The organism is Rhodovulum sp. DZ06, assembly GCF_050586345.1.
GTDB lineage: Bacteria > Pseudomonadota > Alphaproteobacteria > Rhodobacterales > Rhodobacteraceae > JBOCEF01.
Map to the genome: position 1 here is coordinate 1 of NZ_JBOCEF010000032.1, position 21,883 is coordinate 21,883.

The window sequence follows — 21,883 nt, forward strand, 5'->3', positions numbered from 1 at the left end:
GCGGTCGCGGGCGCCGCCTGAAACGGCGCGAGACGGTGAAGATGAGGCCCCCCGCCGGGAACGGCGGGGGGTTTTGCGTTCCCGCGGCGCCGCTTGCGATTGACCCGCCCGGCCCGGGGCGGATAGCTAACGCCCACGGGTGGGCGCGTAGCTCAACGGTCAGAGCAGGCCGCTCATAACGGCTTGGTTGCGGGTTCGATTCCTGCCGCGCCTACCCGCTTCGTCCACCCGTCTTCAGGCCCCTTCAGGGTTCGCGCAAAAGGCGAACACCCCTGAACGCCGTTTTCTTTTTCCTTGAAACCGATCCCCCCCGGCGCAAGGCTGGACAGGATGTCGCGCCCATGACGGCGCGGCCCGGCGCAGATCCGCCTCAAGACGGGCGCGCCGCCAAGGGGAGGAAGACTGATGACGGCGTTGATGCTCAACGGCGCGTCGACCGAGGTCGATGCGGCGGACGACATGCCCCTGCTGTGGGCGATCCGGGACATCGCGGGGATGACCGGCACCAAGTTCGGCTGCGGCGCGGGCCTGTGCGGGGCCTGCACGGTGCATGTGGACGGGGTCGCGCAGCGGTCCTGCCAGATGACCGTGGGGGATGCGAAGGGCAAGTCCATCACCACCATCGAGGGGCTGCACCCCACCGGCGACCACCCGGTGCAGGCGGCGTGGCGCGAGCTGAACGTGCCCCAGTGCGGGTTCTGCCAGTCAGGGCAGATCATGCAGGCGGCCTCGCTTCTGGCGCAGAACCCCGAGCCTTCGGATGACGAGATCCTGGCGGCCATGCGCGGCAATGTCTGCCGCTGCGGCTGCTACCAGCGCATCGTGGACGCGGTGCGGCTGGCGAGCGCGGGGGCCTGAGCGATGATGCGCGACCAGATCGACGCCTTCCTCGGCAAGGCGCCCGCCCCGCTCCGCGATCTCGCGGTCCAGAAAGTCTCCCGCCGGATGTTCCTCGGCGGCGCCGCCGCGGGCCTCGCGCTCGCCGTCGCGCCGCGGGCCGAGGCGTTCCCCCGCTGGGCCCATGGCGGACACGGCATGGCGCATGGCGTGGTGCAGGACCCGCTCGTCTTCGTGTCCATCGACCCGGACGGGACCGTCACGCTGGTGGCCCACCGCTCCGAGATGGGCACCGGCTCCCGCACCTCCCTCCCCATGGTGATGGCGGACGAGATGGAGGCCGACTGGGCCCGCGTGAAGATCATGCAGGCCCCGGGGGATGAGCCGAAATACGGCAACCAGAACACCGACGGCTCGCGCTCGATGCGCCACCACATCCAGGCGGCGCGGGTGATCGGCGCCTCGGTGCGCCGGATGCTGCGGGATGCTGCGGCCGAGGCCTGGGGCGTGCCCCCGGGCGAGGTGAAGGTGGAGATGCACCAGGCGCTCCATGGCGGCAAGACCATGGGCTTCGGCGAGCTGGCCGAGGCGGCGATGGCCCGCCCGGTGCCGGACGACTGGGACCTGTCCTTCAAGGACCCGTCGCAGTTCCGCTATATCGGCAAGGGCGAAGTGCCGATCTATGACCTCCATGACATCACCACCGGCAAGGCGGTCTACGGGGCCGACGTCTCGTTGCCGGGCATGAAATACGCGGTCATCGCCCGCCCGCCCGTGGTCGGCGGCGTGGTGAAATCGGTGGATGACGCGGCGGCCCGCGCCTCGGCCGGGGTCTCGGCGGTCGAGCAGCTCGGGGGCGTCGGCCTTCCGGGCGGGTTCTTCCCCCTCGGCGGCGTCGCGGTGGTGGCGGACAACACCTGGAACGCCATGCACGCGCGGGACCTTCTCAAGATCGAGTGGGAGGACGGCCCCCATGCCGCCTATGAAAGCGGCGCCTACATGGAGGAGATGAAGGCCACCGCCGCCCAGCCCGGCGTGGCGCTGCGCACGCAGGGGGAACCCGACGCGGCCTTCGCCGGCGCCGCGAAGGTGATCGAGCGGACCTACACCCAGGCCCACATGGCCCACGCGGCGATGGAGCCGCCGGTCGCCCTCGCCAACGTCACCGACGAGGGGGCGGAGGTCTGGGCCCCGGTGCAGTCGCCCTACCAGTGCCGCACCGACGTGGCCAAGGCGCTGGGGCTGGACCCGGAGTTCGTGACCGTCCATGTCACGCTCCTCGGCGGGGGCTTCGGGCGCAAGTCGCAGCATGACTTCGCCATCGAGGCCGCGGTCCTGTCGCAGAAGGTCGGCGCGCCCGTCCGCGTGCAGTGGACGCGCGAGGACGACATCCGCCATTCCTTCATGCACACCACCTCGGCCGAGCACATCAAGGCGGCGGTGGATGCGGACGGGAAGGTCACCGGCTGGCGGCACAACTCCACCGCCCCGTCGATCCTGTCGATCTTCGCGCCCGACAGCGGTCAGCAGTTCCCGGTCGAGCACGGGATGGGCCTCGTGGACATGCCCTTCGCCATCCCCAACGTGCTGGTGGAGAACGGCAAGGCGATGGCCCATACCCGCATCGCCTGGTTCCGCTCCGTCTCCAACATCCCGCGGGCCTGGGCGATCGGCTCCTTCGTCTCGGAGCTGGCCGAGGAGCTCGGGAAGGACGAGAAGACCATGTGGCGCGAGCTGATCGGCGCGCCGCGGGTGGTGGACCCCAAGGCCGAGGGCTATCCCGACAGCTACTGGGATTACGGGGAACCCTACGGCGCCTTCCCCATCGACACCGGGCGGCTGGCCAACGTGCTCGACATCGCCGCGGACGCCATCGGCTACGGCAAGGACCTGCCGGAGGGCGAGGGGATCGGCCTCGCCGTCCACCGCTCCTTCGTCACCTATGTCGCCTGCGCGGTGCGGGTGAAGGTCGATGGCGGGCGGATCACCGTGCCGGAGATGCACCTCGCGGTCGATGCGGGCTACATCGCCAACCCCGAGCGGGCCGAGTCCCAGATGCAGGGCGCGGCGGTCATGGGCATGACCACGCTGCTGCATTCGGGGATCACCTATGCCGGCGGCGCGGTGCAGCAGTCGAACTTCTACGACTATGACGTCGTGCGGTCCGACAATTACCCCATCGTGCAGACCCATCTCGTGAAGCATGGCTTCGGCGTGCATCCGGGCGGGCTGGGCGAGCCGGGGGTGCCGCCGGTCCCGCCCGCCATCGCCAACGCGCTGTTCCACGCGACCGGACAGCGGATGCGCGACATGCCCATCGGCGTGCGGGTCTGAGCGACGCCGCCCGCCGCCCGTCGCCGTCGCCGCGCCGGAGCAGGGCGCGGCGGCGGCGGCGCGGCGCGGAAGACGCGGGGCGGGCCTTCGGGTCCGCCCCGTTCCATGTCGGGGGCGCAGCTCGGGCGGCGCATGTCGGGCGGAGCATGTCGGGCGGCGCGTGTCGGGCGACGGCCGCTCCATGGACCGCAACCGGGATCCGTGTTTTCATGACGCAAAGGTCAATCATCCGCGGAGGCCCGCCATGCTGATCCCCTTCGGCCCGGACATCTGGATCGCCGAGGGTCCGGCCGTGGAAGGCGCGATGGGCTTCAGCTTTCCCACCCGGATGGCGGCGATCCGCCTGTCGGGCGGCGGCCTGCTGGCCTGGTCGCCGATCCCGCTGACCGATGCGCTGGCGGGCGAGCTCGCCGCCCTGGGCGAGGTCACGCAGATCATCGGGCCGAACCACCTGCATCACCTGTCGCTGGCCGACTGGGTCGAAGCCTTCCCCGCCGCAAGGCTGCTGGGGACCGAGGCGCTGGTGTTCAAGCGCGAGGACCTCGCCTTCGACGGCGTGCTGGGCGAGGCGCCGGACCCCGCCTGGGCGCGGGACATCGACCAGGTCCTGCTGCGCGGCAACCGGGTGACGGACGAGGCGATCTTCTTCCACCGCCCCTCGGGGACGGTGCTGTTCACCGACCTCGTGCAGCAATTCGGCAAGGACTGGTTCACCGGCTGGCGCGGGGTGGTGGCGAAGCTCGATTACAAGACGGGGCCGGAACCCGCGGTCCCGCGCCTCTACCGCATCGGGTTCAATGACCGGAAGGCGGCGCGCGCGTCGCTGGCGCGGGTGCTGGACTGGCCCGCCGAACGGGTGCTGATGGCGCACGGAACGCCGGTCGAGGCGGATGCGCAGGGCTTCCTGCAGCGGGCCTTCGCCTTCCTCTGACCCCGCGGCGCGATTGTTTCACCCGGCGGACGGGACGTTTCGTCCCCGCGCGCGGATTTCCGCAGCGGCGCCGGTTGGCTCGGGGCGTCATGGCGCGTACCGTCGAGGGTGCGGAGCATTACGCCGCCCCCCGCGGGTGATCCGGGGCGCGGCCCGAGGAGACGACATGAGCAAGGACGATCCCGCGCGCCTCGCGGTTCTGATCGACGCCGACAACACCTCGTCCAAGATCGCCGAGGACCTGTTCCTCGAGATCGCGAAGATCGGCGAGGCCTCGGTGCGGCGCATCTACGGCGATTTCTCGGATGACCAGCTCAAGGGCTGGGCGCGGGTGCTGTCGCGCCACGCGATCATCCCGCACCAGCAATTCGCCTACACGGTGGGCAAGAACTCCTCGGACATCGCGCTGGTGATCGACGCGATGGACCTTCTGCATTCGCGCCGCTTCGACGGCTTCGTGCTGGTCAGCTCGGACAGCGATTTCACCCGGCTGGCGAGCCGGATCCGGGAGGAGGGGGTGGATGTCTACGGCGTCGGCCGCCGCACCACCCCGGAAGCGTTCCGCCAGGCCTGCAAGCGGTTCATCTTCACCGAGAACCTCTCGGGCGCCGAGCCGGCCTCGGCCGCGGGCGGGGGCGGGGGGCCGACCACCGAGAACCCGGCCGCGGCGGCGCCGATCATCCGCCAGGCGATGGAAGCGGTGGCGGACGAGGACGGCTGGGCCCCGCTCGGGGCGCTCGGCAGCCGGATCGGCAACATGGCGCCCGATTTCGACACGCGCTCCTATGGCTCGGGCAAGCTGTCGGACCTGATCCGGCGCACCGGCAAGTTCGAGATGAAGCGCTCGAACGGCAACCAGATGATGGTGCGCGAGAAGTAAGGGCGCGCCCCGCCGGGGGCGGGTCGCCCGGACCGTGGGGGGAGAGGAAGGGGGTGCGCCTAGTCCTTGAAGGATCCGGCCCGGCCCGCGCCGTCGCGGAAGCGGGCGGCGCCGTTGGCGGCCTCCTGCGCCAGGGGGGCGGCGCCGCGGCGGCCCTCCTCGGCCAGCGCCTGCGCCAGGGGCAGGGACCATTGCGCAAGGGCGCTGTCGCGGTCGGTTGCCAGGCACAGCTGCGGGAAACCGGCGATCTGGCGGGCCAGGGCGACCGCGGCCTCCAGCGCTTCGCCCGCCGGGACCACGCGGTTGGCGAGGCCGAAGGACAGCGCCTCCTGCGCGGCCACCGGGCGGCCCGTGAGGATCATGTCCATGGCGCGGCTCTGCCCGATCAGCCGGGGCAGGCGCACCGTGCCGCCGTCGATCAGGGGCACGCCCCAGCGGCGGCAGAACACGCCGAACACCGCCGTGTCGGAAGCGACCCGCAGGTCGCACATCAGCGCCAGCTCCAGCCCGCCCGCGACGGCGTGGCCCTCGACCGCCGCGATGGCGGGCTTGGACAGGGCCATGCGGCTGGGCCCGAGGGGACCGTGGGGCTGTTCGGGATCATAGGTGAAGCCGCCTTCCGCCACCGCCGAGAGGTCGGCGCCTGCGCAGAACACGCCCCCGGCGCCGGTCAGGACGAGGACGCGCAGGGCGGGGTCGGCCTCGAACCCCTCGAACGCCGCGCGCAGGGCGTCGGCTGTGGCGGGGTCCACGGCGTTGCGGCGGGCGGGGCGGTCGAGCGTGACGATGCGCACCGGGCCGTCATCGGCGATGCGCACGGCCTCGGGGCCGCTGGGAACGGGGCTGGCGTCTGTCATCTGTGATCCTCCCGCGCTCCTCTGAGGTGGGAGCGTTCGGGCGCAGACTGACAGGCCGGGGCGGCAGCGCCAACGCTGACCCAACGGAATGACGGGGGTTCTGCGCGCCACCCGTATGCGGATGGGGCGCTGGCGTGCCGGGGCTTGCCGCGTTACCCTGCTCCTCGCGCATCGGGCGCCGGGATATGGGCCCGGTCGGTTCGGCCGTTGAGTGCGGGGCGCATCAGCCCCCCCACGTCACGCCGTGCGCGCCCGCGGCGCGCCCATCCGCAGCAGCTTGCGGCGGGCGGGCGGCACGCGGTCGATTTCCACCCCCGTGAAGACGTGGAGGGTGTTGAGGTCGCGGTCGATCACCGCGTGGTCCGACACCCATCCGCCCATGGTCAGGTAGGTGCGCAGCAGGGGCGGCATCCGCTTCATCGCCAGCTTCATGTCCGGGCGCCGCAGCTTCAGCAGGTTGGCGAAGCGGAACACCGCCGGCGCCTTCACCCGCGGCAGCCAGCGGGGCGGGGCGATGTGGCGGGCGGTCAGGTAGGCGAAGGCGTCGGCATAGGCGTCGCCCTCGACGCCCTCGAAGCTCGAGCACCCGAACAGCAGGCCGACGCCGTTCTCCTCCACGTATTCCGTCATCGCGCCCCAGGCGACGCGCAGCACGTCCGGGGAGCTGAAGGCCGGGTCCACGCAGAAGCGCCCCATCTCCACCATCGGGCGGTCGTAATCCTTGAGGCTCTCGAGCTCGTAATACTGCGCCGAGTAGCTGTTCGCGATCTCGGCCCCGGAGGCGAGATGCATCACGCGGAAACAGCACACGAGGCGTCCCGTGGCGATCTCCTCGATCAGCGCATGGGTGCAGCGCGCGTCGAACCCGTCGGCGTCGAGCCCCTGCGCCCGCGGCCCCGCCGCGGCGTCGGCGCCCGGGCGCGCGGCGATGAAGATCGCGTGGCGCAGGCGCTGCGCCGCCTCGATGTCCTCGGGGGCGTTGCTGAACCGGGCGCGGAACCGTCCGTGGTCCTCGCTCGCGGCGATCTCGCGATGATGCATCGACGGGCCCTCCAAATGCCTGCGCGTCGCCTTAGATAGGCACTGTAAGGTGACGTGTTGATGACCCTTGCGGGGGATGACGCGGCGTCGGTTGCGAAAAGGAGACGGTATGTCCGACAAGATCGTCAAGTCCGACGAAGAATGGATGCAAGAACTCGGCGAATTCGCCTTCCAGGTGATGCGCAGAAAGGGGACCGAGCGCCCCTTCACCCATGATGATTTTCCGAACCGGCCCGGAACCTACCGCTGCAGGGGCTGCGGGGCGCCGCTGTTCGAATCGGCGGCCAAGTTCGATTCGGGCTGCGGCTGGCCCAGCTTCGACGCCCCCGCCGACGAGGTGGCGATCGACGAGGCGCGGGACCTGTCGCACGGGATGATCCGCACCGAGGTGCTGTGTTCGCGCTGCGACTCGCATCTCGGGCACGTGTTCAACGACGGGCCGACCGGCACGGGCCTGCGCTATTGCATCAACGGCGTGGCGCTGGAATTCGAGGAAGAGTGAGGCCGGGCAGGGGCCGCGGCCGCCCGCGCTCAGGCGCGGGCGGTCACGATCCAGGCCTCGGCCGGAAGCTGCACGGCGCCGTCCTTCACATAGGGCGCCAGCGCCTCGGCCAGCCGGTCGCGGGCCGCGGCGCGCGTCGCCTCGTCCGCCTCTCCCAGCGGGCCGGAGGCCGGCCCGAGCGCGAAGCAATGGGCGATGCCGCGGGCCAGCGGGTCGGGGTCGTCGCCGTGGCTGAGCGGGGTGAGCGGCGCGATCTTGCGGGCCGCCGGGTCCTGCCAGCCCGCCGCCGCCAGCATCTCCAGCACCGGCTCGATCTCGCCCCAGCGGAACGGGCCGGGCGCGGCCTCCTCCGCCTGCGGGGCGGGGGGCAGCAGCTCTCCCAGCGCCTTGCGCGGCAGCCAGCCCCAGGCGCAGGCCTCGCGCCGGCCCCAGGCGAACAGGGCCATGCGCCCGCCGGGGGCCATCTGCGCGCGGATATGGGCGTAGGCGGCGCGCTGGTCGTCGAAGAACATCGCCCCGCAGCGTGAATAGAGCGCGTCGAACGGCGCGGGGGCGGTCCATTGCGCGGCGTCGCCATGGATGAACTCGACCGCCGCCGCCGGGGCCTCGCCCCGCGCGGCCGCATCGGCGCGGCGCGCGCGCGCCGCCGCCAGCACGTCGGTGGAGACGTCGAGCCCGGTCGCCGTGCCCACCGGCCCCGCGCGATGCGCGAGCTCCAGCGTCGTCGCGCCGCCGCCGCAGCCCATGTCGAGGATCCGCGCCCCGTCCAGCGGCCCGAGCGCGTCCATCGTCTCGCGCCCCGGGGCGGCCATCATCCGCTCCTGCGCGTCCACGTGCTGCGCCCAGCGCGCGCCGAGGGCGCCGGCCCATTGATCCTTGGTCGCCATGGAAGGTCTCGCCTGTCATCGGGGCGCCCGGGGGCGCGGGGGGACAGGTTTAGGGGCAAGCGCGCCGGGCGTCACCTCGCAAACCCGTGGGGCGAGGGCGGGGGCGGGGCCCCCCGCGGCATCTCCTCCCAACCCGCATCCGGCGATGGACCGGCCCCGCGGGCGGGTCTATGTCTGGAGGCATGATCCACCCTCCCTTCGATGGGGTCGAAACCTGGATCTTCGACCTCGACAACACTCTCTACCCCCCGCATGAACGCCTGTTCTCGCAGATCGAGGCGCGCATCTCGGCCTATGTGCAGCGCGAACTGGGGGTGGACGAGGACGAGGCCCACCGCCTGCGCCGCGCCTACTGGCACGACCACGGCACGACCCTGGCGGGGCTGATGCTCAACCACGGGATCGACCCGGAGCCGTTCCTCGAGGAAGTCCACGACATCGACTTCTCCCGCCTCGATCCCGACCCCCTGCTGCGCAAGGCCATCGACCGGCTGCCGGGGCGCAAGATCGTCTACACCAACGGCGCGCGGCGCTATGCGGGCCGCGCGCTCTCGGCGCTGGGCCTGGGCGGCGCGTTCGAGCGCACCTGGTCGATCGAGGACGCGTTCTACGAGCCGAAGCCCCGCGCTTCCGCCTTCCAGCGGATCTTCGGCAAGGACGGGCTGGATCCGCGCCACGCCGCGTTCTTCGAGGACGACCCGCGCAACCTCGCCGTGCCCGCCGCGCTCGGCGTGATCGGCGTGCTGGTCCGCCCCGGCGCCGCGCCGAAACGCACCGCCGCCGAGGCGCCCGAGCCCGCGGGCGGCCCGCTGCCCGCCCCGCCCGAGACCGCCGCCGCGCTGGCCGAGGAGGTGGCGCAGGCCGCGCGCCGCGCCCCCATCCGCCCCCCGGCGGAAGAGGTCCCGGACCACGTGGCCTTCGTCGCCCGGGACCTGCCGCGTTTTCTCGCCGACCTGACCGATCCCGCCGCCCCGGCGCCCACGCGCTTCGGGCAGGAGGGGCTGCTCGAGGACCAAGCTTCATGACCGAGCTGATCGAGACCGACATCCTGGTGGTCGGCGGCGGGGCCGCCGGCCTCTCCGCCGCCGCGATCTTCGCCGCCGAAGGGTTCGAGACGCTGTGCGTCGACCTCGCCGCGCCCGTGGTGGACCAGGACGCGCCGGGGGCGGACCTGCGCACCGCCGCGCTGATGACCCCCTCGGCCGACGCGCTCGACGCCGCGGGGGCCTGGGCGCGGCTGGCGCCCGAGGCCGCGCCGCTCTGGACCATGCGCCTGCTCGACAGCGGCGGGCAGGAGGAAGAGGTCCGCCGCCGCGCCGATTTCGAGGCGGGCGAGATGCAGGACCGCCCCTTCGGCTGGAACCTGCCCAACACCGTGATCCGCAAGGCGCTGATCGACCACCTGGCCGAGGATCCGCGCGCCACGCTGCGCGCGCCCGACGGGCTGGCGGCCCTGACGCTGCGGACGGGCGAGGCGCTGGCGCGGCTCGAGAGCGGCGCGCGGGTGCGCGCGAAGCTGGTGGTGGCCGCCGACGGGCGCGACAGCCCGACGCGCGAGATGGCCGGGCTGAAGGCGCATCGCTGGGGCTATGCGCAGAAGGCGCTGGTCTTCGCCGTCTCGCATCCCCGCCCGCACCAGGGGGTGAGCACCGAGCTGCACCGCACCGGCGGGCCGTTCACGCTGGTCCCGCTGCCGGATCGCGGCGGCCTGCACCGCTCCTCGGTCGTGTGGATGGAGGACGGCCCCAAGGCCCATGCGCTGCTGGAGATGGACGAGGCCGCGTTCTCCGCCGCCGCCACCGCCCGCAGCTGCGGCGTGCTGGGCGAGCTGACGCTGGCCTCGCGCCGGGCGATGTGGCCGATCGTCAGCCAGCTGGCCGAGCGGCTGGACGGGCCGCGCGTGGCGCTGGTGGGCGAGACGGCGCATGTCGTGCCGCCCATCGGGGCGCAGGGGCTGAACATGTCCATCGCCGACGCCGCCGCGCTGGCGCAGATCCTGGCCGTGGCGCGCGGCAAGGGCCAGGACATCGGCGCGCCCGGGGTCCTGTCGCGCTATTCGCGCGCGCGCTGGCCCGGGATGGCGGCGCGGGTCGGCGGGATCGACGCGCTCAACCGCGCGGCGCAGGCCGATGCGCAGCCGCTGCGCGACTTGCGGGCGCTGGGCCTCGCGGCCATCCACGGGACCGCGCCGGTGCGCCGGGCGGTGATGAAGATGGGCATGGGCGCGAACGGCTGAGGCGCCTGGCGCCCCGGCGCGGATCGCGGCCCGGGCGGCGCAGCCGCCCTCCGGCCGCGAATGGGGGGCTTGTCCCCCCTGAGCGGCCGGATCCCGCCGCAAGGCGCCGCCGGTGCGGCCGTCGTCGGGGAGGGGCGGGCCCTCCCGCTCCTCCGCCCGGCCGCGCGGGGCGCGGCGCGCCTGAACCCCCGCCTAGCCCCCCAGGGCCAGCCGCGCGGCCCAGATCGCCCCCAGCGTCAGCAGCAGCCCCAGCGCCAGCAGCGCGCGAGAGCCCATGATCCGTTCGGCCTGCGCGCCGAAGGCGATGCAGAGCGCCGCCAGCCCGAAGGCCCTGATCGCGCGCGAGGCGGCGATGGCGGCCATGAACACCGCGAAATTCCCCCCGGCCGCGCCCGCCGCCAATGCGGCGAGCTGCATCGGCGCGAAGCTGACCGAGGCGAGGAACACCGCCCAGAACACCCCCTCGTCCGTCAGCCGGGCGCGCAGCGCCTCCAGCGCCGCACCGGCTTCGCCCGCCACGCCCGCCGCCCGGGCCAGCGCCGGGGCGGCGTCGGCGATCCCCCAGGCCAGCGCGTACATCGCCGCGGCGGCGAGCAACGAGCCGAGCATCATCGCCGCCGCCACCCGCCAGGCCCGTTTCGGGCGGCTGACCATCATCGGGGCGGTGACGGATTCCACCGGCAGCGGCACGACGGTCCCCTCGAGGAACGAGGCGAAGGCGGTCGCGGCCAGCCCGCGCCGCCCCGAGGAGAAGGCGTCGAACAGCCGCTCGGACAGCCGGTGCAGCCGCCCGCCGCGGGGCGGGGCGGCGGATTGGGCGGGTGCGCCTGCGTCGGCGGGGGCGCGGGCGGCGCCCGTGCCGGGCGGCGCGGCGCGTCCGCCGGGGGACGGCGCCGCGGCGGCTGGGTCGGGCGCGTCGCCGGAGGCCCCGGGCCGCGCGCGCGGGGGAGGGGAATCGGATGCGGTCATGCCCTTGTTCTAGGGCGCGCGGGCGGCGGTGCGAGGGCGCCCCGCCCGGAACGCAGAAGGGGCTGCCCGCCGGGCCGCCCCCTCCTGTCTCTCGCCGCGGCGCGCGATCACTCCGCCGCTTCGACCTTGTCCTGGGTCTTCGTGTCGAAGTCTTCCGCCGAGTGCCGCTCGTGCAGCTGGGTCTCCGGCTCGCCGAAGGTGCGGTTGACCATGCGGCCCCGCTGCACCGCCTTGCGCGCGTCGATCTTCTTCGCCCAGGCCATCACGTTGGTGTAGCTCTCGACATCCAGGAACTCGGCCGCGGAATAGAGCCGCCCGAGCACCAGCTGCCCGTACCAGGACCAGATCGCGATGTCGGCGATGGTGTACGCGTCGCCCGCGATATACGGGCTCTCGCCCAGGCGGCGGTCCAGCACGTCGAGCTGGCGCTTCGCCTCCATCGTGAAGCGGTTGATCGGGTATTCGAACTTCTCGGGCGCGTAGGCGTAGAAATGCCCGAAGCCGCCGCCGAGATACGGGGCCGAGCCCATCTGCCAGAACAGCCAGGACAGCATCTCGGCGCGGCTCTCCTGCGGGCCGAGGAAGGCGCCGAATTTCTCGGCGAGATGCAGCAGGATCGCGCCGCTCTCGAACACGCGCACCGGTTTGTCGCCGGAGCGGTCCATCAGCGCCGGGATCTTGGAGTTGGGGTTCACGTCGACGAAGCCCGAGCCGAACTGGTCGCCGTCGCCGATCTTGATCAGCCAGGCGTCGTACTCGGCCCCGGCATGACCGGCGGCCAGCAGCTCCTCGAGCATCACCGTGACCTTCACGCCGTTGGGCGTGGCCAGCGAGTAGAGCTGGAACGGGTGTTCCCCGACGGGCAGCTCCTTGTCATGGGTCGGGCCGGCGATGGGGCGGTTGATGCTGGCGAAACGGTTGCCGTCATCGGCCTGGTTCCAGGTCCAGACCTTGGGCGGGGTGTAGGTGTCGGTCATCTCGGCCTCTCGCGTTCGGATATGCGCATGGGGTCCGGGCGATTGCGGACCGCTCGGTCCAGAACGTAAGGCGTCCGTATCATTCCGCAAGCGTCGATCCCTCACGAAACGCGGCGGAGGGGGCGCGGGGCGCGGAAACGCTGCGTTCAGGCGAAGATCTCGGCGTCGGCCGCGCGCGCGCGCGGGTCCGGGCCGTAGCGGTTCGGCCCCGCCGTGCCGGGCCAGGCCATGAGCACGAGGAACAGGACGGCGACCAGCACCGCCAGCAGCGCGGCGCCGAGGAGGCCGAGCGCGATCCCCGGACCCATCAGCGGCGCCGCCGCCGGGTCGAAGAACCCGCCGCCGAATTCGGGCCCCGTCGCGGCCTCGATCACCCCGTCCAGCGCGTCCTCGGCCCAGGGCAGGGCGCTGAGGATGCCGATGATGTTCGCCGGCGCGATCCAGATCGCGCTCCAGCCCCGGTCATGCATCCGCCGCGCCCAGGCCGACCAGCAGATCATGCTGACCAGCGCATAGAGCGCGAAACAGGTCCAGAGCAGGGCGGGCGACGCGTCCGGCCCGGACGGCCAGGCCGCCTCGATGACGGTCGACATCAGCCCGGTCATCACGAAGATCCACCAGAACTCGGACCGCGCGGCGCGGCCCGCGAAGGTGAAGGGCTTGTCGAACAGGCCGGTGCGGGCGGCTTCGGCGAGGGTCATGCGCGTGTCCCCCGCGTCAGGCGAAGATCTCGGCGTCAGCCTGCGCGCCCAGCGGGTCGGGCCCGTAGGCGTTCGGGCCCGGCGTACCGCGGAACATGAAGTAGACGATCATCACCAGCGCGCCGAGGCCGAAGATCATCCCGCCGATCCCGAGGACCACGGCGCCGTCCAGCATCAGCGAGAAATCGCCGGTGGTCTGGATGTAGATCTGCATCAGCGAGGTGACGATGTTGTAGAGGAACAGCGGCGCGATCCACAGCCCGCTGCGGCCGCGGTCATGCATCCGGCGCACCGAGACCGACCAGGCCGGGATGATCAGCACCGTCCCGACCGCGAGGATCGCGAGCGAGAGCGGGCCGCCCTGCAGCGCCGCCGCCTCGGGGCCGGCGGTCATGGCGGCGTAGTTGTACGCGCTCATCCCCCCCACGAGGATCATCTGGAACAGGAAGTACCACCAGTACTCGCTGCGCGGCGCGCGGCCCTGCATGGTGACCGGCTTCTCGATCAGGCAGGTCTTGACGGCTTCGATGAATCCCATGGCGGCAGGCCCTTCCAAACTGCGCGCCGGCGGCGCGTCGCCGGGGACAGTGGCCGGGCCGGGACGGGGGGTCAACATCGCCCGCGGGCGCGCACGAAGAAGGCGGGCCGTTTCCAGCCCGCCTCCCGGTCTTCTGACGCTTTTTTCGCGATCAGATGTCGAATGTCAGCGCCTTGGCCTGCACGATCTGCGGCAGGGCCGCGATCTGCTTGAGCGCGTCGGCCGACACTTCCTCGTCCACGCCCAGCAGCGCGATCGCCTCGCCGCCCTTGTCGGCGCGGCCGAGGGCGAAGGAGGCGATGTTGATCCCCAGCTCGCCCAGCTTGGCGCCCAGCGCGCCGATATAGCCCGGCTGGTCGTTGTTGGTGGTGTAGAGCATGTGCTGCTGCGGCTCGGCCTCGAGGCCGATGCCCTTGATCTGCAGGATCCGCGGCTTGCCGTCCGAGAACACGGTGGCGGCCAGGGCGCGGGTCTGCTTCTCGGTGGTCACCACCAGGCGCATGTAGGTGCCGTAGGCGCCCTGCGCGTCCTTGCGGGTCTCGGAGATCTTGATCCCGCGCTCGCGCGCCACGATCGGGGCCGAGACCATGTTCACGCCGCCCTCGCCGACCAGCGGCTTGAGCAGGTTGGCGGTCAGCGCCGAGACCAGCGGCTTGAGGTTGAGGTTGCCGACGGCGCCGACGAACTCGATCTCGATCTCCTTGATCGCGTTCTCGGTCACCTGGCCGGCGAAGCCGCCCAGCACCTCGGCCACGGCGATCCAGGGCTTGAGCTTGGGCGCTTCCTCGGCGGTCACCGAGGGGGCGTTGAGCGCGTTGGAGATGGCGCCGCGCACCAGGTAGTCCGACATCTGCTCGGCGACCTGCAGGGCGACGTTCTCCTGCGCCTCCGAGGTCGAGGCCCCGAGATGCGGGGTGCAGATCATGTTCGGGCAATCGAACAGCACGTTCTCCTTCGCCGGCTCCACCGCGAAGACGTCGAAGGCGGCGGCGGCGATGTGGCCCGATTTCAGGCCCTCGGCCACGGCCTCTTCATCGACCAGCCCGCCGCGGGCGCAGTTGACGATGCGCACGCCCGGCTTGGTCTTCTTCAGCGCCTCGGCCGAGAGGATGTTCGCGGTCTTCTCGGTCTTGGGCAGGTGCAGGGTGATGAAGTCGGCCTTGCCCAGCAGCTCGTCCAGCTCCTCGGCCTTGGTCACGCCGATCTCGGCGGCCTTCTCGTGGCTCAGGAACGGGTCGAAGGCGACGACCTTCATCTTCAGGCCCAGGGCGCGGTTGGCGACGATCTTGCCGATATTGCCGCAGCCGATCAGGCCGAGGGTCTTGCCGGTGACCTCGACGCCCATGAAGCGCGACTTCTCCCACTTGCCGGCGCGGGTCGAGGCGTCGGCTTCGGGGATCTGGCGGGCGGCGGCGAACATCATCGCGATGGCGTGCTCGGCGGTGGTGATCGAGTTGCCGAAGGGCGTGTTCATCACCACGATGCCCTTGGCCGAGGCGGCGGGGATGTCGACATTGTCGACGCCGATCCCGGCGCGGCCGATGACCTTCAGGTTGTCGGCCTTGGCGATCAGCTCCGCGGTGGCCTTGGTGGCCGAGCGGATGGCGAGGCCGTCATAATCGCCGATGATCTCGGCCAGCTTGGCCGGATCCTTGCCGAGGGCGGGCTGGAAGTCGACCTCGACGCCGTTGTCGCGGAAGATCTGGACGGCGGCTTCCGAGAGGGCGTCGGAGATGAGAACCTTGGGCATGGGATGCTCCTTGGGTGCAATGGTCCCGTCGCGGCGCGAGACGCAGGCCGCGGGATCGGGGAAATCAGGGGAGTTGGGGGGCGGCGTCCGCCACCCGGGATCAGCTCAGAGCTCGGCCTTGGCCGCGGCGAAGGCGTAGTCGAGCCACGGGGTCAGGGCGGAGACGTCCGCCGTGTCGACGGTCCCGCCGCACCAGATGCGCAGGCCGGCCGGGGCGTCGCGATACCCGTTGATGTCGTAGGCGACGCCTTCCTTGTCCAGCATCGTGACCATGGACTTCACGAAGGCCTTCTGGGCCTTGTCGTCCAGCCCCGCCACCGCCGGGTCCACCACCTTCAGGCAGACCGAGGTGTTGGAGCGGGCCTCGGGCGCGGGGACCAGGTTCTCGACCCAGTCGGTCGCGTCGACCCAGGACTGCAGCGCCTCGAAATTGGCGTCGGCGCGGGCTTTCACCGCCGCCTGGCCGCCGAGGCCCTCCATCCACTCCAGCGCGTCCACCGCGTCGGCGACGCAGAGCATGGACGGGGTGTTGATGGTCTCGCCCTTGAACACGCCCTCGATCAGCTTGCCGCCCTTGGTCAGGCGGAAGATCTTCGGCAGGGCGCGGTCGGGGGTGTAGGTCTCGAGCCGCTCCACCGCGCGGGGGGAGAGGATCAGCACGCCATGCGCGCCCTCGCCGCCCATCGCCTTCTGCCAGGAAAAGGTGACGACGTCGAGCTTGTCCCAGGGCAGGTCCTGGGCGAAGGCGGCCGAGGTGGCGTCGCAGATGGTCAGCCCCTCGCGGTCCGCGGCGATCCAGTCGCCGTTCGGCACGCGGGCGCCCGAGGTGGTGCCGTTCCAGGTGAAGACCACGTCGGCCTCGGGGCGGACGGCGGCGAAGTCGGGGAGCTCCCCGTACTCGGCCTTCAGCACGCGGGCGTCGTCGAGCTTGAGCTGCTTCTGCACGTCGGTCGCCCAGCCGGCGCCGAAGGACTCCCACACCAGCACGTCGACCGGGCGGGCGCCGAGCATGGTCCACATCGCCATTTCCACGGCGCCGGTGTCCGAGCCGGGGACGATGCCGACCTTGTAGCCCTCGGGCACGCCGAGCAGCGCCGCGGTGCGGTCGATGCAGTCTTTCAGCTGGGCCTTGGGTCCCGAGGCGCGGTGCGAGCGGCCGAGGAACGCCTTCTCGGCGACGGCCTCGAAGGACCAGCCGGGGCGTTTGGGGCAGGGACCGGAAGAGAATTCAGGGCGCGCGGGCTTGGCCGCGGGCTTCTGGGGGAACGTCATGGACGCGCTCCAACGTCAGGGTGAGTTTCCTGAGACACGCGGCGTTCACCCTTGCCGACCACGTGGCCCGCAGCCGGATTACTCCTGTCCCCCGAGTCTGGTCAAGTGGGAAAATGCGACGTTTGAATGTTCCCCTGCGACGGGCGTTCGGCGGGGGGGAAAGGCCCGCCCGGCGGTCATGCAAATGTCGCGCGGACGTCGCGCCGGCGTTGCAGGGCGGGGGCCTCCTGCGGGCGGATGACGACCCGTGCAGGAGGCCTTGAATGAGCGGTTTTCCCCATCCGCGGCGGGAGCCGGGCGACTATCCCCGCTCCGCCCCCGCGCTGCAGGACGCGCTGATCGCGCGGGCCGTGTCGGTGGCCGGGCGCCGGGGCGTGCGGCTGCGCGGCGAGGCTGCGCAGGAGGTGCGCCGGGCCGCCGGGTCGGCGGCTTGCCTGCTGGCGGCGCGGATCGACCGGGGCGGGCGATTCTCGGCCGGGAGCGCGGTGGCGGTGGACCGCGCGATCCGCGGCATGGGCGCGGCGGTGCAGGAGGCGCTGCGCGGGCCGGGCCGGGCGGCGGGCGATGCGGGGAACGGCCCCGTGGAGGCTGCGGCGACGGATGTAGGCGGCGCGATGGCCGCGGCGCTCGACGCCTGGGTGCTGGCGCCGCTGCGGCCGGGCGCGCCGCGGGCCTGATGGGCCCCCCCGGCGGCCGGTTGAAGGGGCGGGCGGGCTCGGGGGGGCGCGGGGCCCCCCGCTCGCCCGCCCGGCCGCGCCCCCCGGGCGGTGCGCCGGGCGGCGGCGGTGCGCCGGGCGCGGCGGCTCAGGCCCCGGCGCGCCTGGTGAAGGCCAGCGTGGCGGCGAGGGCGAGGAACACGCCCCCCGACAGGCGCTGCATCGCGCGCCCCCCGCCCGCGCCGCGGCGCCGGGCGAGCGCGGCCGAGATCCGCCCCGCCATCGCCCCGACCGTCCCGTTCACCAGCACGCCGCCGCAGCCGATCACCGCGCCGAAGGCCAGGAACTGGCTCCAGACCGGCCCGTCGGCGGGCACGATGAACTGCGGCACGAGGGCGAGCATGAAGGCCGCGACCTTGGGGTTCAGAAGGCTCACCCCCAGCGCCTCGCGCAGGGTATGCAGCGGGCGAAAGGGCGCGTGGCCGGTGCGCGTCGCCGCCTGCGGGTCCGGGGCAGGGGCGCGCAGGGCCTTGATCCCGAGCCACGAGAGATAGGCGACCCCCGCCCAGCGCAGCGCCTCGAACGCCGCCGGGCTGGCGGCGATCAGGGCGGCGAGGCCGAGACCCGCCGCCAGCGCGTGCCCCATCCCCCCGAGCGCGATCCCGAGGGCGGCGGTGATCCCGGCGAGCGGCCCGGACCGCGCGCCCTGTCCAAGGCAGAACAGCATGTCGGCCCCGGGCGTGAGGTTCAGCGCGAGGGCGACGGGGATGAAGGTGAGCAGGGTCTCGAGGCTGGGCATGGGCGGCTCGGGGCTGGGAGGGGGCGGCGAGGTCGGCGCGTCGTCGGCGCCTCCCCGCAGCGATGGCACGCGGGCGCGGCCCGGGCAAGCGGCGCGCGGCGGGGCGCGGGTCTGCGCGCGCCCTGCGCGAGGGCGGGCGAGGGGGGCGTCCGCCGCCTGCGCCCGTCGGCGCCGCGGCCCCGGGGACCGCGCCGCGCGCGGGCGGCGGGGGGCGGCCCATCGCGGCGGGGCGCCCGGCCCCGTCGCGCCGCATCCAGGCATCCCGGCGGGCGGGCAAGGCGCGGGGCCGCGCGGTTTCGGGATCGGGCGCCCGGGTCGGACCCACGCGATCCGGCCGCCCATGTCCACGCCTCCGCCTTCGCCCCACCTCGGCCCCGCCCATGCCTCCGCCCCGCCCATGCCTCCGCCCCGGCCACGCCTTTGTCCCGCCCAACCCTTCGTCCTGGTCCTCGCCCCCGCTAGCAGCGCCCCCGGCCCGCCCGCAGCGCCCCGGCCCGGTCGCCCGACCCGCTTTCGCCCAGCCCGTCCTCCGCGACGCCCCAGCGCGGCCCCGCCCTTGCCTGCCGCGCCGCGCCGGGGCAGGAATACCGCCCCGGCGCCTTCCGCGCCCCCCGGAACCCGTCCGGGAGACCTTCCCGGAGCCTGCCCATGTCCGCCCCCCGCGCCGCCCCGCTCGACTGGGGCATGCTGTGCCTGCTCGCCATGATCTGGGGCGGGTCCTTCGTCGCCTCGGAATTCGCGCTGCGCGGCTTCTCGCCCTTCCTGCTGGTGGCGCTGCGGCTGGCGCTGGCCTCGGCGCTGCTGATCCCGCTCGCCTACGCGCTGCGCGCGCCGCTGCCGGGGGTCGACACGCCGCTCAAGCGGCGGATCTGGGCGCATATCGCGGGGCTGGCGGTGCTGTCCAACGCGGTGCCCTTCACCCTGCTGACCTGGGCGCAGCAGCATGTCACCGCGGGCTATGCCGGGGTCTCGATGGCGGCCATGCCGCTTTTCGTGCTCCCGCTGGCGCATGTCTTCGTGCCGGGCGAGGCGCTGACCCGCCGCCGCCTCGTGGGCTTCGCCATGGGCTTCGTCGGCGTCGCGATCCTGTTCGGCCCGGCGGTGCTGGGCGCGACCGGCGCGCCGATGGAGGGCTGGGCGCGGCTCGCCTGCCTCGGGGCCGCGCTGTGCTACGCGGGCGGCTCCATCGTCACCCGGCTCAGCCCCCCGGCGCCGATGGCCGCGTTCTCGGCCGGGTCGGTGCTGATCGGGGCGCTGGTGCTGACCCCCATCGCCTTCGCGGTGGAAAGCCCGGCGCCGCTGTCGCCCGGCCTCGACGCCTGGCTGGCCGCCGCCTACCTGGGCGCGATTCCCACCGGCGCCGCGGCGCTGCTGCTGGTGACCATCGTCAACCGGGTCGGCCCGCCGTTCCTGAGCCTGGTGAACTACATGGTGCCGGTCTGGGCCACGGTGTTCGGCGCGCTGCTGCTGTCCGAGGCGCTGTCCTGGCGTTTCGGCCTCGCGCTGGTTCTGATCCTGCTGGGGGTGGCCTATGCGCAGGGGATGATCCTGCGCGGCAAGGGCTGAGCCGCCGGGCGCCGCCTTCCCCGCCTCCGGCCCTTCCCCCCCGCCCCCCGGCGTGGCGCCCTCGCCGCGCCTGGCCTCGTGCGGGGGCGGCAGGGGGCAGGCGCGGCTTGCCCGCCTGGCCTCGACATGGGAGCCTTGCGCAAAGGCGCGGGAGAACACGCGCGGCTGACGGGGATCTGAACATGGCGAATGGTGTGATCTGGGGCGCGGCCCTTGCTGTCGCGGCGGCGGGCGCGGGCGCCGGCGGCTGGATGGCGGCGCAGAAGCAGGCGGCGCCGCAGCTCGCCGCCCTCTCCGATGCGCGCGACGCGGCGGCCGAGGCCGGGCAGGCCGCCGCCGCCGCGGAGGCCGACCGGGACGCGCTTCAGGCCGCCCTCGACGCCGCGAAGGCCGAGGCCGGGGACGCCGCCGCAAGGGCCGCGGACCTGGGGCGCGAGCGGGACCGCCTGCGCGCCTCGCTCGACGCCGTGTCCGGCAGCTACCAGCGCGCCAGGGCCCGGGCCGAGGAGCTGCGCGCGCAGATCGAGGCCGCGCCCGCCGCCGCCCCCGCCGCCTCCGCCCCGGACCCGGAGCTGCTCGCGAAGCTGGAGCAGGCCGAGGCCGCCGCCCGCGCCGCGCAGGCCGCGCTGGAGGCCGCCGAGGCCCGGCGCGCCGCGCTTGAAGAAGCGAAGGCGGTCCTGGCGCGGGAGCGGGACGAGGCGGTGAGCGCGCGCGAGCGCCTGGCCGCCACCCGCGGCGTGACCGCGCCCGAGACGCAGGCCGCGCCGCGCGACCCGGCCGCGGCGCAGCTCTCCGCGCTGCCCGAGGAAGACCGCGTCGCCGCGATCCGCTGCATGCTGGAGCGGTGCTGGGACCGCGCCCCGGCCGCCGCCGCGCCCGCGCCCGCCCCGGCGCCCGCTATGGCCCCCGTCGCCGCCGCGCCCGCCGGGCCGTCGGCGGCCGAGCTCGCCGCCCTGACCGAGAAGCTCTCCGCCGCGCAGCAGGCGATCAGCGCCGCCCGCGTCGCCGCCGCGACCGAGGCCGCGGGCCGCGAGCGGGCCGAGCAGGAGGCCGCCGCCCTCAACCGCGCGCTGCTGGCGGCCTGGAAGACCATGCGCGGCGGGTCCTGACGCGCCGTCCTCCGCCACGCAGACGCCCCGCCGCAAGCGTCCCGGCCCGCCGCGCCGCGCGGGCGCAAGGCCCGCCACGGGCGGTTGGCCCGACGCGCGGCTTGCCCGGCCTCAGCCCGCCTTGCGCGCGACCACGAGATGCCCCGGCTCGGGCCGTCCCTCGTTGGTGCGCACGGTGATGATCTCCATCGACAGGGGCGTCCAGCCCGCCGCCTCCAGCGCCGCCGCCACCCCCGCGCCGCGGTGGTGATAGCGGTGATGGGCGCCGACGACCCAGTCCTTGCCGCCGAACGCCTCCTCGGGCAGCGTCTCGGTGGTGAAGACCAGCAGCCCGCCCGGAACCGCGTGCCTGGCGCAGGCGGCGAACAGGGGCGCCGGGTCGCCGAGATAGGGCAGCACGTCCGTCGCCACGACCAGGTCCCAGGGGCTGTCGAACTCGGCGTCCTCGTCCTCCTCGCCCTCGGTCGCCTCGGCCTGCAGGAAGGACACCGCCTCGCCGAGATACAGCGCGTCGTAAAGCTCGGCCGCGTCGGCCTCCTCCAGCATCCCCTCCGAGAGGTCCACGCCGGTGATCCGCCCGACCATGTCGTCGAAGGCCCGCGCCGCGAGGCCGGTGCCGCAGCCGAGGTCCAGCATCTTGTCGCGATAGCCCGGCGCCGCCGCCTCGACCGCCGCGCGCGCAAGCTCCGGGGCGCGGTAGCCCAGCTTGCCCGCCAGGATGTCCTCGAACGCCGCCGCGTGCTGGTCGAACAGGAGCGCCACATAGGCGTCGGGCGCGCGGCCCGGCGCCTCGGCCCGGCCGAGCGCGGCGAGGCGCATCGCGGCCCCCACCCGGTCCTCGGGGTCGAGCGCCAGAAGCGCCTCCCAGGACGCGGCGGCGGCGTCCGTATCGCCGGATTTCTCCTGCGCCAGCGCCTGGCTGTAGAGGGCGCCGATCCGCTCCTCCGCCTCGCCGCCCGGCGCGTCGTCGTCGTCGAACTCGTCGTTCTCGGTCCGGTCCATGGCGCAATTCCCCGTGCCGGGCGCGGCCCGGGGGCGGGC

At 73.6% G+C, this 21,883-nt stretch carries 21 protein-coding genes and 1 tRNA gene; 11 read left to right on the forward strand and 11 right to left on the reverse strand.

From position 1 onward, the window contains the following. Positions 1-141 precede the first annotated feature (141 nt). The 5 genes from ACQ5SO_RS13965 (at position 142) to ACQ5SO_RS13985 (ending at position 4,982) form a co-directional block, all read left to right on the forward strand. A tRNA-Ile gene (locus tag ACQ5SO_RS13965) sits at positions 142-214 on the forward strand. A gap of 191 nt (positions 215-405) precedes the next feature. Further along, entirely contained in the window at positions 406-858 is a 453-nt protein-coding gene (locus ACQ5SO_RS13970) for a (2Fe-2S)-binding protein (protein WP_430942227.1), read from the forward strand. Between the two features lie 6 nt (positions 859-864). Continuing rightward, on the forward strand, positions 865-3,171 hold the full coding sequence (locus ACQ5SO_RS13975) for a molybdopterin cofactor-binding domain-containing protein (protein WP_430942228.1): 2,307 nt from the start codon (positions 865-867) through the stop codon (positions 3,169-3,171). Between the two features lie 244 nt (positions 3,172-3,415). Then, positions 3,416-4,102 carry a DUF4336 domain-containing protein gene (locus ACQ5SO_RS13980; RefSeq protein ID WP_430942229.1) on the forward strand — a complete coding sequence of 229 codons (687 nt, stop codon included), beginning with the start codon at positions 3,416-3,418 and terminating at the stop codon, positions 4,100-4,102. Between the two features lie 166 nt (positions 4,103-4,268). Beyond that, positions 4,269-4,982, forward strand: a complete 714-nt coding sequence (locus ACQ5SO_RS13985) for an NYN domain-containing protein (RefSeq protein ID WP_430942230.1) — start codon at positions 4,269-4,271, stop codon at positions 4,980-4,982. Between the two features lie 59 nt (positions 4,983-5,041). Here ACQ5SO_RS13985 and ACQ5SO_RS13990 read toward each other — a convergent pair whose 3' ends face one another. Further along, positions 5,042-5,839: a crotonase/enoyl-CoA hydratase family protein gene (locus ACQ5SO_RS13990; protein WP_430942231.1), complete on the reverse strand. Its 798-nt coding sequence runs from the start codon at positions 5,837-5,839 to the stop codon at positions 5,042-5,044. Between the two features lie 237 nt (positions 5,840-6,076). Next, positions 6,077-6,880, reverse strand: coding sequence for a GNAT family N-acetyltransferase (locus ACQ5SO_RS13995; protein ID WP_430942232.1), 804 nt, complete (start codon positions 6,878-6,880; stop codon positions 6,077-6,079). Positions 6,881-6,989: 109 nt separating this feature from the next. Here ACQ5SO_RS13995 and msrB point away from each other — a divergent pair, with 109 nt between their 5' ends. After that, positions 6,990-7,382: a peptide-methionine (R)-S-oxide reductase MsrB gene (gene msrB / locus ACQ5SO_RS14000; RefSeq protein WP_430942233.1), complete on the forward strand. Its 393-nt coding sequence runs from the start codon at positions 6,990-6,992 to the stop codon at positions 7,380-7,382. Between the two features lie 29 nt (positions 7,383-7,411). Here msrB and ACQ5SO_RS14005 read toward each other — a convergent pair whose 3' ends face one another. Continuing rightward, entirely contained in the window at positions 7,412-8,269 is an 858-nt protein-coding gene (locus tag ACQ5SO_RS14005; RefSeq protein WP_430942234.1) for a class I SAM-dependent methyltransferase, read from the reverse strand. 182 nt (positions 8,270-8,451) lie between these two features. Here ACQ5SO_RS14005 and ACQ5SO_RS14010 point away from each other — a divergent pair, with 182 nt between their 5' ends. Together ACQ5SO_RS14010 and ACQ5SO_RS14015 are read left to right on the forward strand one after the other, a co-directional pair. After that, complete coding sequence (locus tag ACQ5SO_RS14010; RefSeq protein WP_430942235.1) at positions 8,452-9,294, forward strand: pyrimidine 5'-nucleotidase; 843 nt, start codon at positions 8,452-8,454, stop codon at positions 9,292-9,294. Next, entirely contained in the window at positions 9,291-10,505 is a 1,215-nt protein-coding gene (locus tag ACQ5SO_RS14015) for an FAD-dependent monooxygenase (RefSeq protein ID WP_430942236.1), read from the forward strand. Before ACQ5SO_RS14010 ends, ACQ5SO_RS14015 begins: the two co-directional genes overlap by 4 nt. Positions 10,506-10,697: 192 nt before the next feature. Here the strand turns inward: ACQ5SO_RS14015 and ACQ5SO_RS14020 are convergent, their stop codons facing one another. From ACQ5SO_RS14020 to ACQ5SO_RS14045, 6 genes are all read right to left on the reverse strand, one after another. Then, positions 10,698-11,474 carry a hypothetical protein gene (locus ACQ5SO_RS14020; RefSeq protein ID WP_430942237.1) on the reverse strand — a complete coding sequence of 259 codons (777 nt, stop codon included), beginning with the start codon at positions 11,472-11,474 and terminating at the stop codon, positions 10,698-10,700. 107 nt (positions 11,475-11,581) lie between these two features. Beyond that, complete coding sequence (yghU, locus tag ACQ5SO_RS14025; protein ID WP_430942238.1) at positions 11,582-12,451, reverse strand: glutathione-dependent disulfide-bond oxidoreductase; 870 nt, start codon at positions 12,449-12,451, stop codon at positions 11,582-11,584. A gap of 146 nt (positions 12,452-12,597) precedes the next feature. Beyond that, entirely contained in the window at positions 12,598-13,152 is a 555-nt protein-coding gene (locus ACQ5SO_RS14030) for a DUF805 domain-containing protein (RefSeq protein WP_430942239.1), read from the reverse strand. A 16-nt stretch (positions 13,153-13,168) separates the two neighbouring features. Beyond that, on the reverse strand, positions 13,169-13,690 hold the full coding sequence (locus tag ACQ5SO_RS14035) for a DUF805 domain-containing protein (RefSeq protein WP_430942240.1): 522 nt from the start codon (positions 13,688-13,690) through the stop codon (positions 13,169-13,171). Between the two features lie 151 nt (positions 13,691-13,841). Continuing rightward, the gene (gene serA / locus ACQ5SO_RS14040; RefSeq protein WP_430942241.1) at positions 13,842-15,440 is read right to left on the reverse strand and encodes a phosphoglycerate dehydrogenase; all 1,599 of its coding nucleotides are present in this window, start codon (positions 15,438-15,440) and stop codon (positions 13,842-13,844) included. Positions 15,441-15,545: 105 nt separating this feature from the next. Continuing rightward, positions 15,546-16,712, reverse strand: coding sequence for a phosphoserine transaminase (locus ACQ5SO_RS14045; RefSeq protein ID WP_430942242.1), 1,167 nt, complete (start codon positions 16,710-16,712; stop codon positions 15,546-15,548). Positions 16,713-16,975: 263 nt separating this feature from the next. On the opposite strand from ACQ5SO_RS14045, the gene ACQ5SO_RS14050 reads away from it, so the two are divergent. After that, the gene (locus tag ACQ5SO_RS14050) at positions 16,976-17,389 is read left to right on the forward strand and encodes a hypothetical protein (RefSeq protein WP_430942243.1); all 414 of its coding nucleotides are present in this window, start codon (positions 16,976-16,978) and stop codon (positions 17,387-17,389) included. Positions 17,390-17,516: 127 nt separating this feature from the next. Here ACQ5SO_RS14050 and ACQ5SO_RS14055 read toward each other — a convergent pair whose 3' ends face one another. After that, complete coding sequence (locus ACQ5SO_RS14055) at positions 17,517-18,167, reverse strand: LysE family translocator (protein ID WP_430942244.1); 651 nt, start codon at positions 18,165-18,167, stop codon at positions 17,517-17,519. Between the two features lie 648 nt (positions 18,168-18,815). Here ACQ5SO_RS14055 and ACQ5SO_RS14060 point away from each other — a divergent pair. Together ACQ5SO_RS14060 and ACQ5SO_RS14065 are read left to right on the forward strand one after the other, a co-directional pair. Then, the gene (locus ACQ5SO_RS14060) at positions 18,816-19,733 is read left to right on the forward strand and encodes a DMT family transporter (protein ID WP_430942245.1); all 918 of its coding nucleotides are present in this window, start codon (positions 18,816-18,818) and stop codon (positions 19,731-19,733) included. 182 nt (positions 19,734-19,915) lie between these two features. Further along, positions 19,916-20,842, forward strand: a complete 927-nt coding sequence (locus ACQ5SO_RS14065; RefSeq protein ID WP_430942246.1) for a hypothetical protein — start codon at positions 19,916-19,918, stop codon at positions 20,840-20,842. A gap of 111 nt (positions 20,843-20,953) precedes the next feature. On the opposite strand, the gene ACQ5SO_RS14070 is transcribed toward ACQ5SO_RS14065, so the two are convergent. Continuing rightward, entirely contained in the window at positions 20,954-21,844 is an 891-nt protein-coding gene (locus ACQ5SO_RS14070; RefSeq protein ID WP_430942247.1) for a class I SAM-dependent DNA methyltransferase, read from the reverse strand. Between the last annotated feature and the right edge of the window lie 39 nt (positions 21,845-21,883).

What these genes read in the sequence shown, in the direction of transcription:
- ACQ5SO_RS13970 (WP_430942227.1), top strand. Translation starts at nt 406, where the DNA reads ATGACGGCGTTGATGCTCAACGGCGCGTCGACCGAGGTCGATGCGGCG.
- ACQ5SO_RS14070 (WP_430942247.1), bottom strand. Translation starts at nt 21,844, where the DNA reads ATGGACCGGACCGAGAACGACGAGTTCGACGACGACGACGCGCCGGGC.
- ACQ5SO_RS13980 (WP_430942229.1), top strand. Translation starts at nt 3,416, where the DNA reads ATGCTGATCCCCTTCGGCCCGGACATCTGGATCGCCGAGGGTCCGGCC.
- ACQ5SO_RS14035 (WP_430942240.1), bottom strand. Translation starts at nt 13,690, where the DNA reads ATGGGATTCATCGAAGCCGTCAAGACCTGCCTGATCGAGAAGCCGGTC.
- ACQ5SO_RS14065 (WP_430942246.1), top strand. Translation starts at nt 19,916, where the DNA reads ATGGCGAATGGTGTGATCTGGGGCGCGGCCCTTGCTGTCGCGGCGGCG.
- ACQ5SO_RS13995 (WP_430942232.1), bottom strand. Translation starts at nt 6,880, where the DNA reads ATGCATCATCGCGAGATCGCCGCGAGCGAGGACCACGGACGGTTCCGC.
- ACQ5SO_RS14020 (WP_430942237.1), bottom strand. Translation starts at nt 11,474, where the DNA reads ATGACCGCATCCGATTCCCCTCCCCCGCGCGCGCGGCCCGGGGCCTCC.
- ACQ5SO_RS14055 (WP_430942244.1), bottom strand. Translation starts at nt 18,167, where the DNA reads ATGCCCAGCCTCGAGACCCTGCTCACCTTCATCCCCGTCGCCCTCGCG.
- ACQ5SO_RS14030 (WP_430942239.1), bottom strand. Translation starts at nt 13,152, where the DNA reads ATGACCCTCGCCGAAGCCGCCCGCACCGGCCTGTTCGACAAGCCCTTC.
- ACQ5SO_RS14050 (WP_430942243.1), top strand. Translation starts at nt 16,976, where the DNA reads ATGAGCGGTTTTCCCCATCCGCGGCGGGAGCCGGGCGACTATCCCCGC.
- ACQ5SO_RS13975 (WP_430942228.1), top strand. Translation starts at nt 865, where the DNA reads ATGCGCGACCAGATCGACGCCTTCCTCGGCAAGGCGCCCGCCCCGCTC.
- ACQ5SO_RS14005 (WP_430942234.1), bottom strand. Translation starts at nt 8,269, where the DNA reads ATGGCGACCAAGGATCAATGGGCCGGCGCCCTCGGCGCGCGCTGGGCG.
- serA (WP_430942241.1), bottom strand. Translation starts at nt 15,440, where the DNA reads ATGCCCAAGGTTCTCATCTCCGACGCCCTCTCGGAAGCCGCCGTCCAG.
- ACQ5SO_RS13985 (WP_430942230.1), top strand. Translation starts at nt 4,269, where the DNA reads ATGAGCAAGGACGATCCCGCGCGCCTCGCGGTTCTGATCGACGCCGAC.
- ACQ5SO_RS14015 (WP_430942236.1), top strand. Translation starts at nt 9,291, where the DNA reads ATGACCGAGCTGATCGAGACCGACATCCTGGTGGTCGGCGGCGGGGCC.
- ACQ5SO_RS14045 (WP_430942242.1), bottom strand. Translation starts at nt 16,712, where the DNA reads ATGACGTTCCCCCAGAAGCCCGCGGCCAAGCCCGCGCGCCCTGAATTC.
- yghU (WP_430942238.1), bottom strand. Translation starts at nt 12,451, where the DNA reads ATGACCGACACCTACACCCCGCCCAAGGTCTGGACCTGGAACCAGGCC.
- ACQ5SO_RS13990 (WP_430942231.1), bottom strand. Translation starts at nt 5,839, where the DNA reads ATGACAGACGCCAGCCCCGTTCCCAGCGGCCCCGAGGCCGTGCGCATC.
- ACQ5SO_RS14010 (WP_430942235.1), top strand. Translation starts at nt 8,452, where the DNA reads ATGATCCACCCTCCCTTCGATGGGGTCGAAACCTGGATCTTCGACCTC.
- msrB (WP_430942233.1), top strand. Translation starts at nt 6,990, where the DNA reads ATGTCCGACAAGATCGTCAAGTCCGACGAAGAATGGATGCAAGAACTC.
- ACQ5SO_RS14060 (WP_430942245.1), top strand. Translation starts at nt 18,816, where the DNA reads ATGTCCGCCCCCCGCGCCGCCCCGCTCGACTGGGGCATGCTGTGCCTG.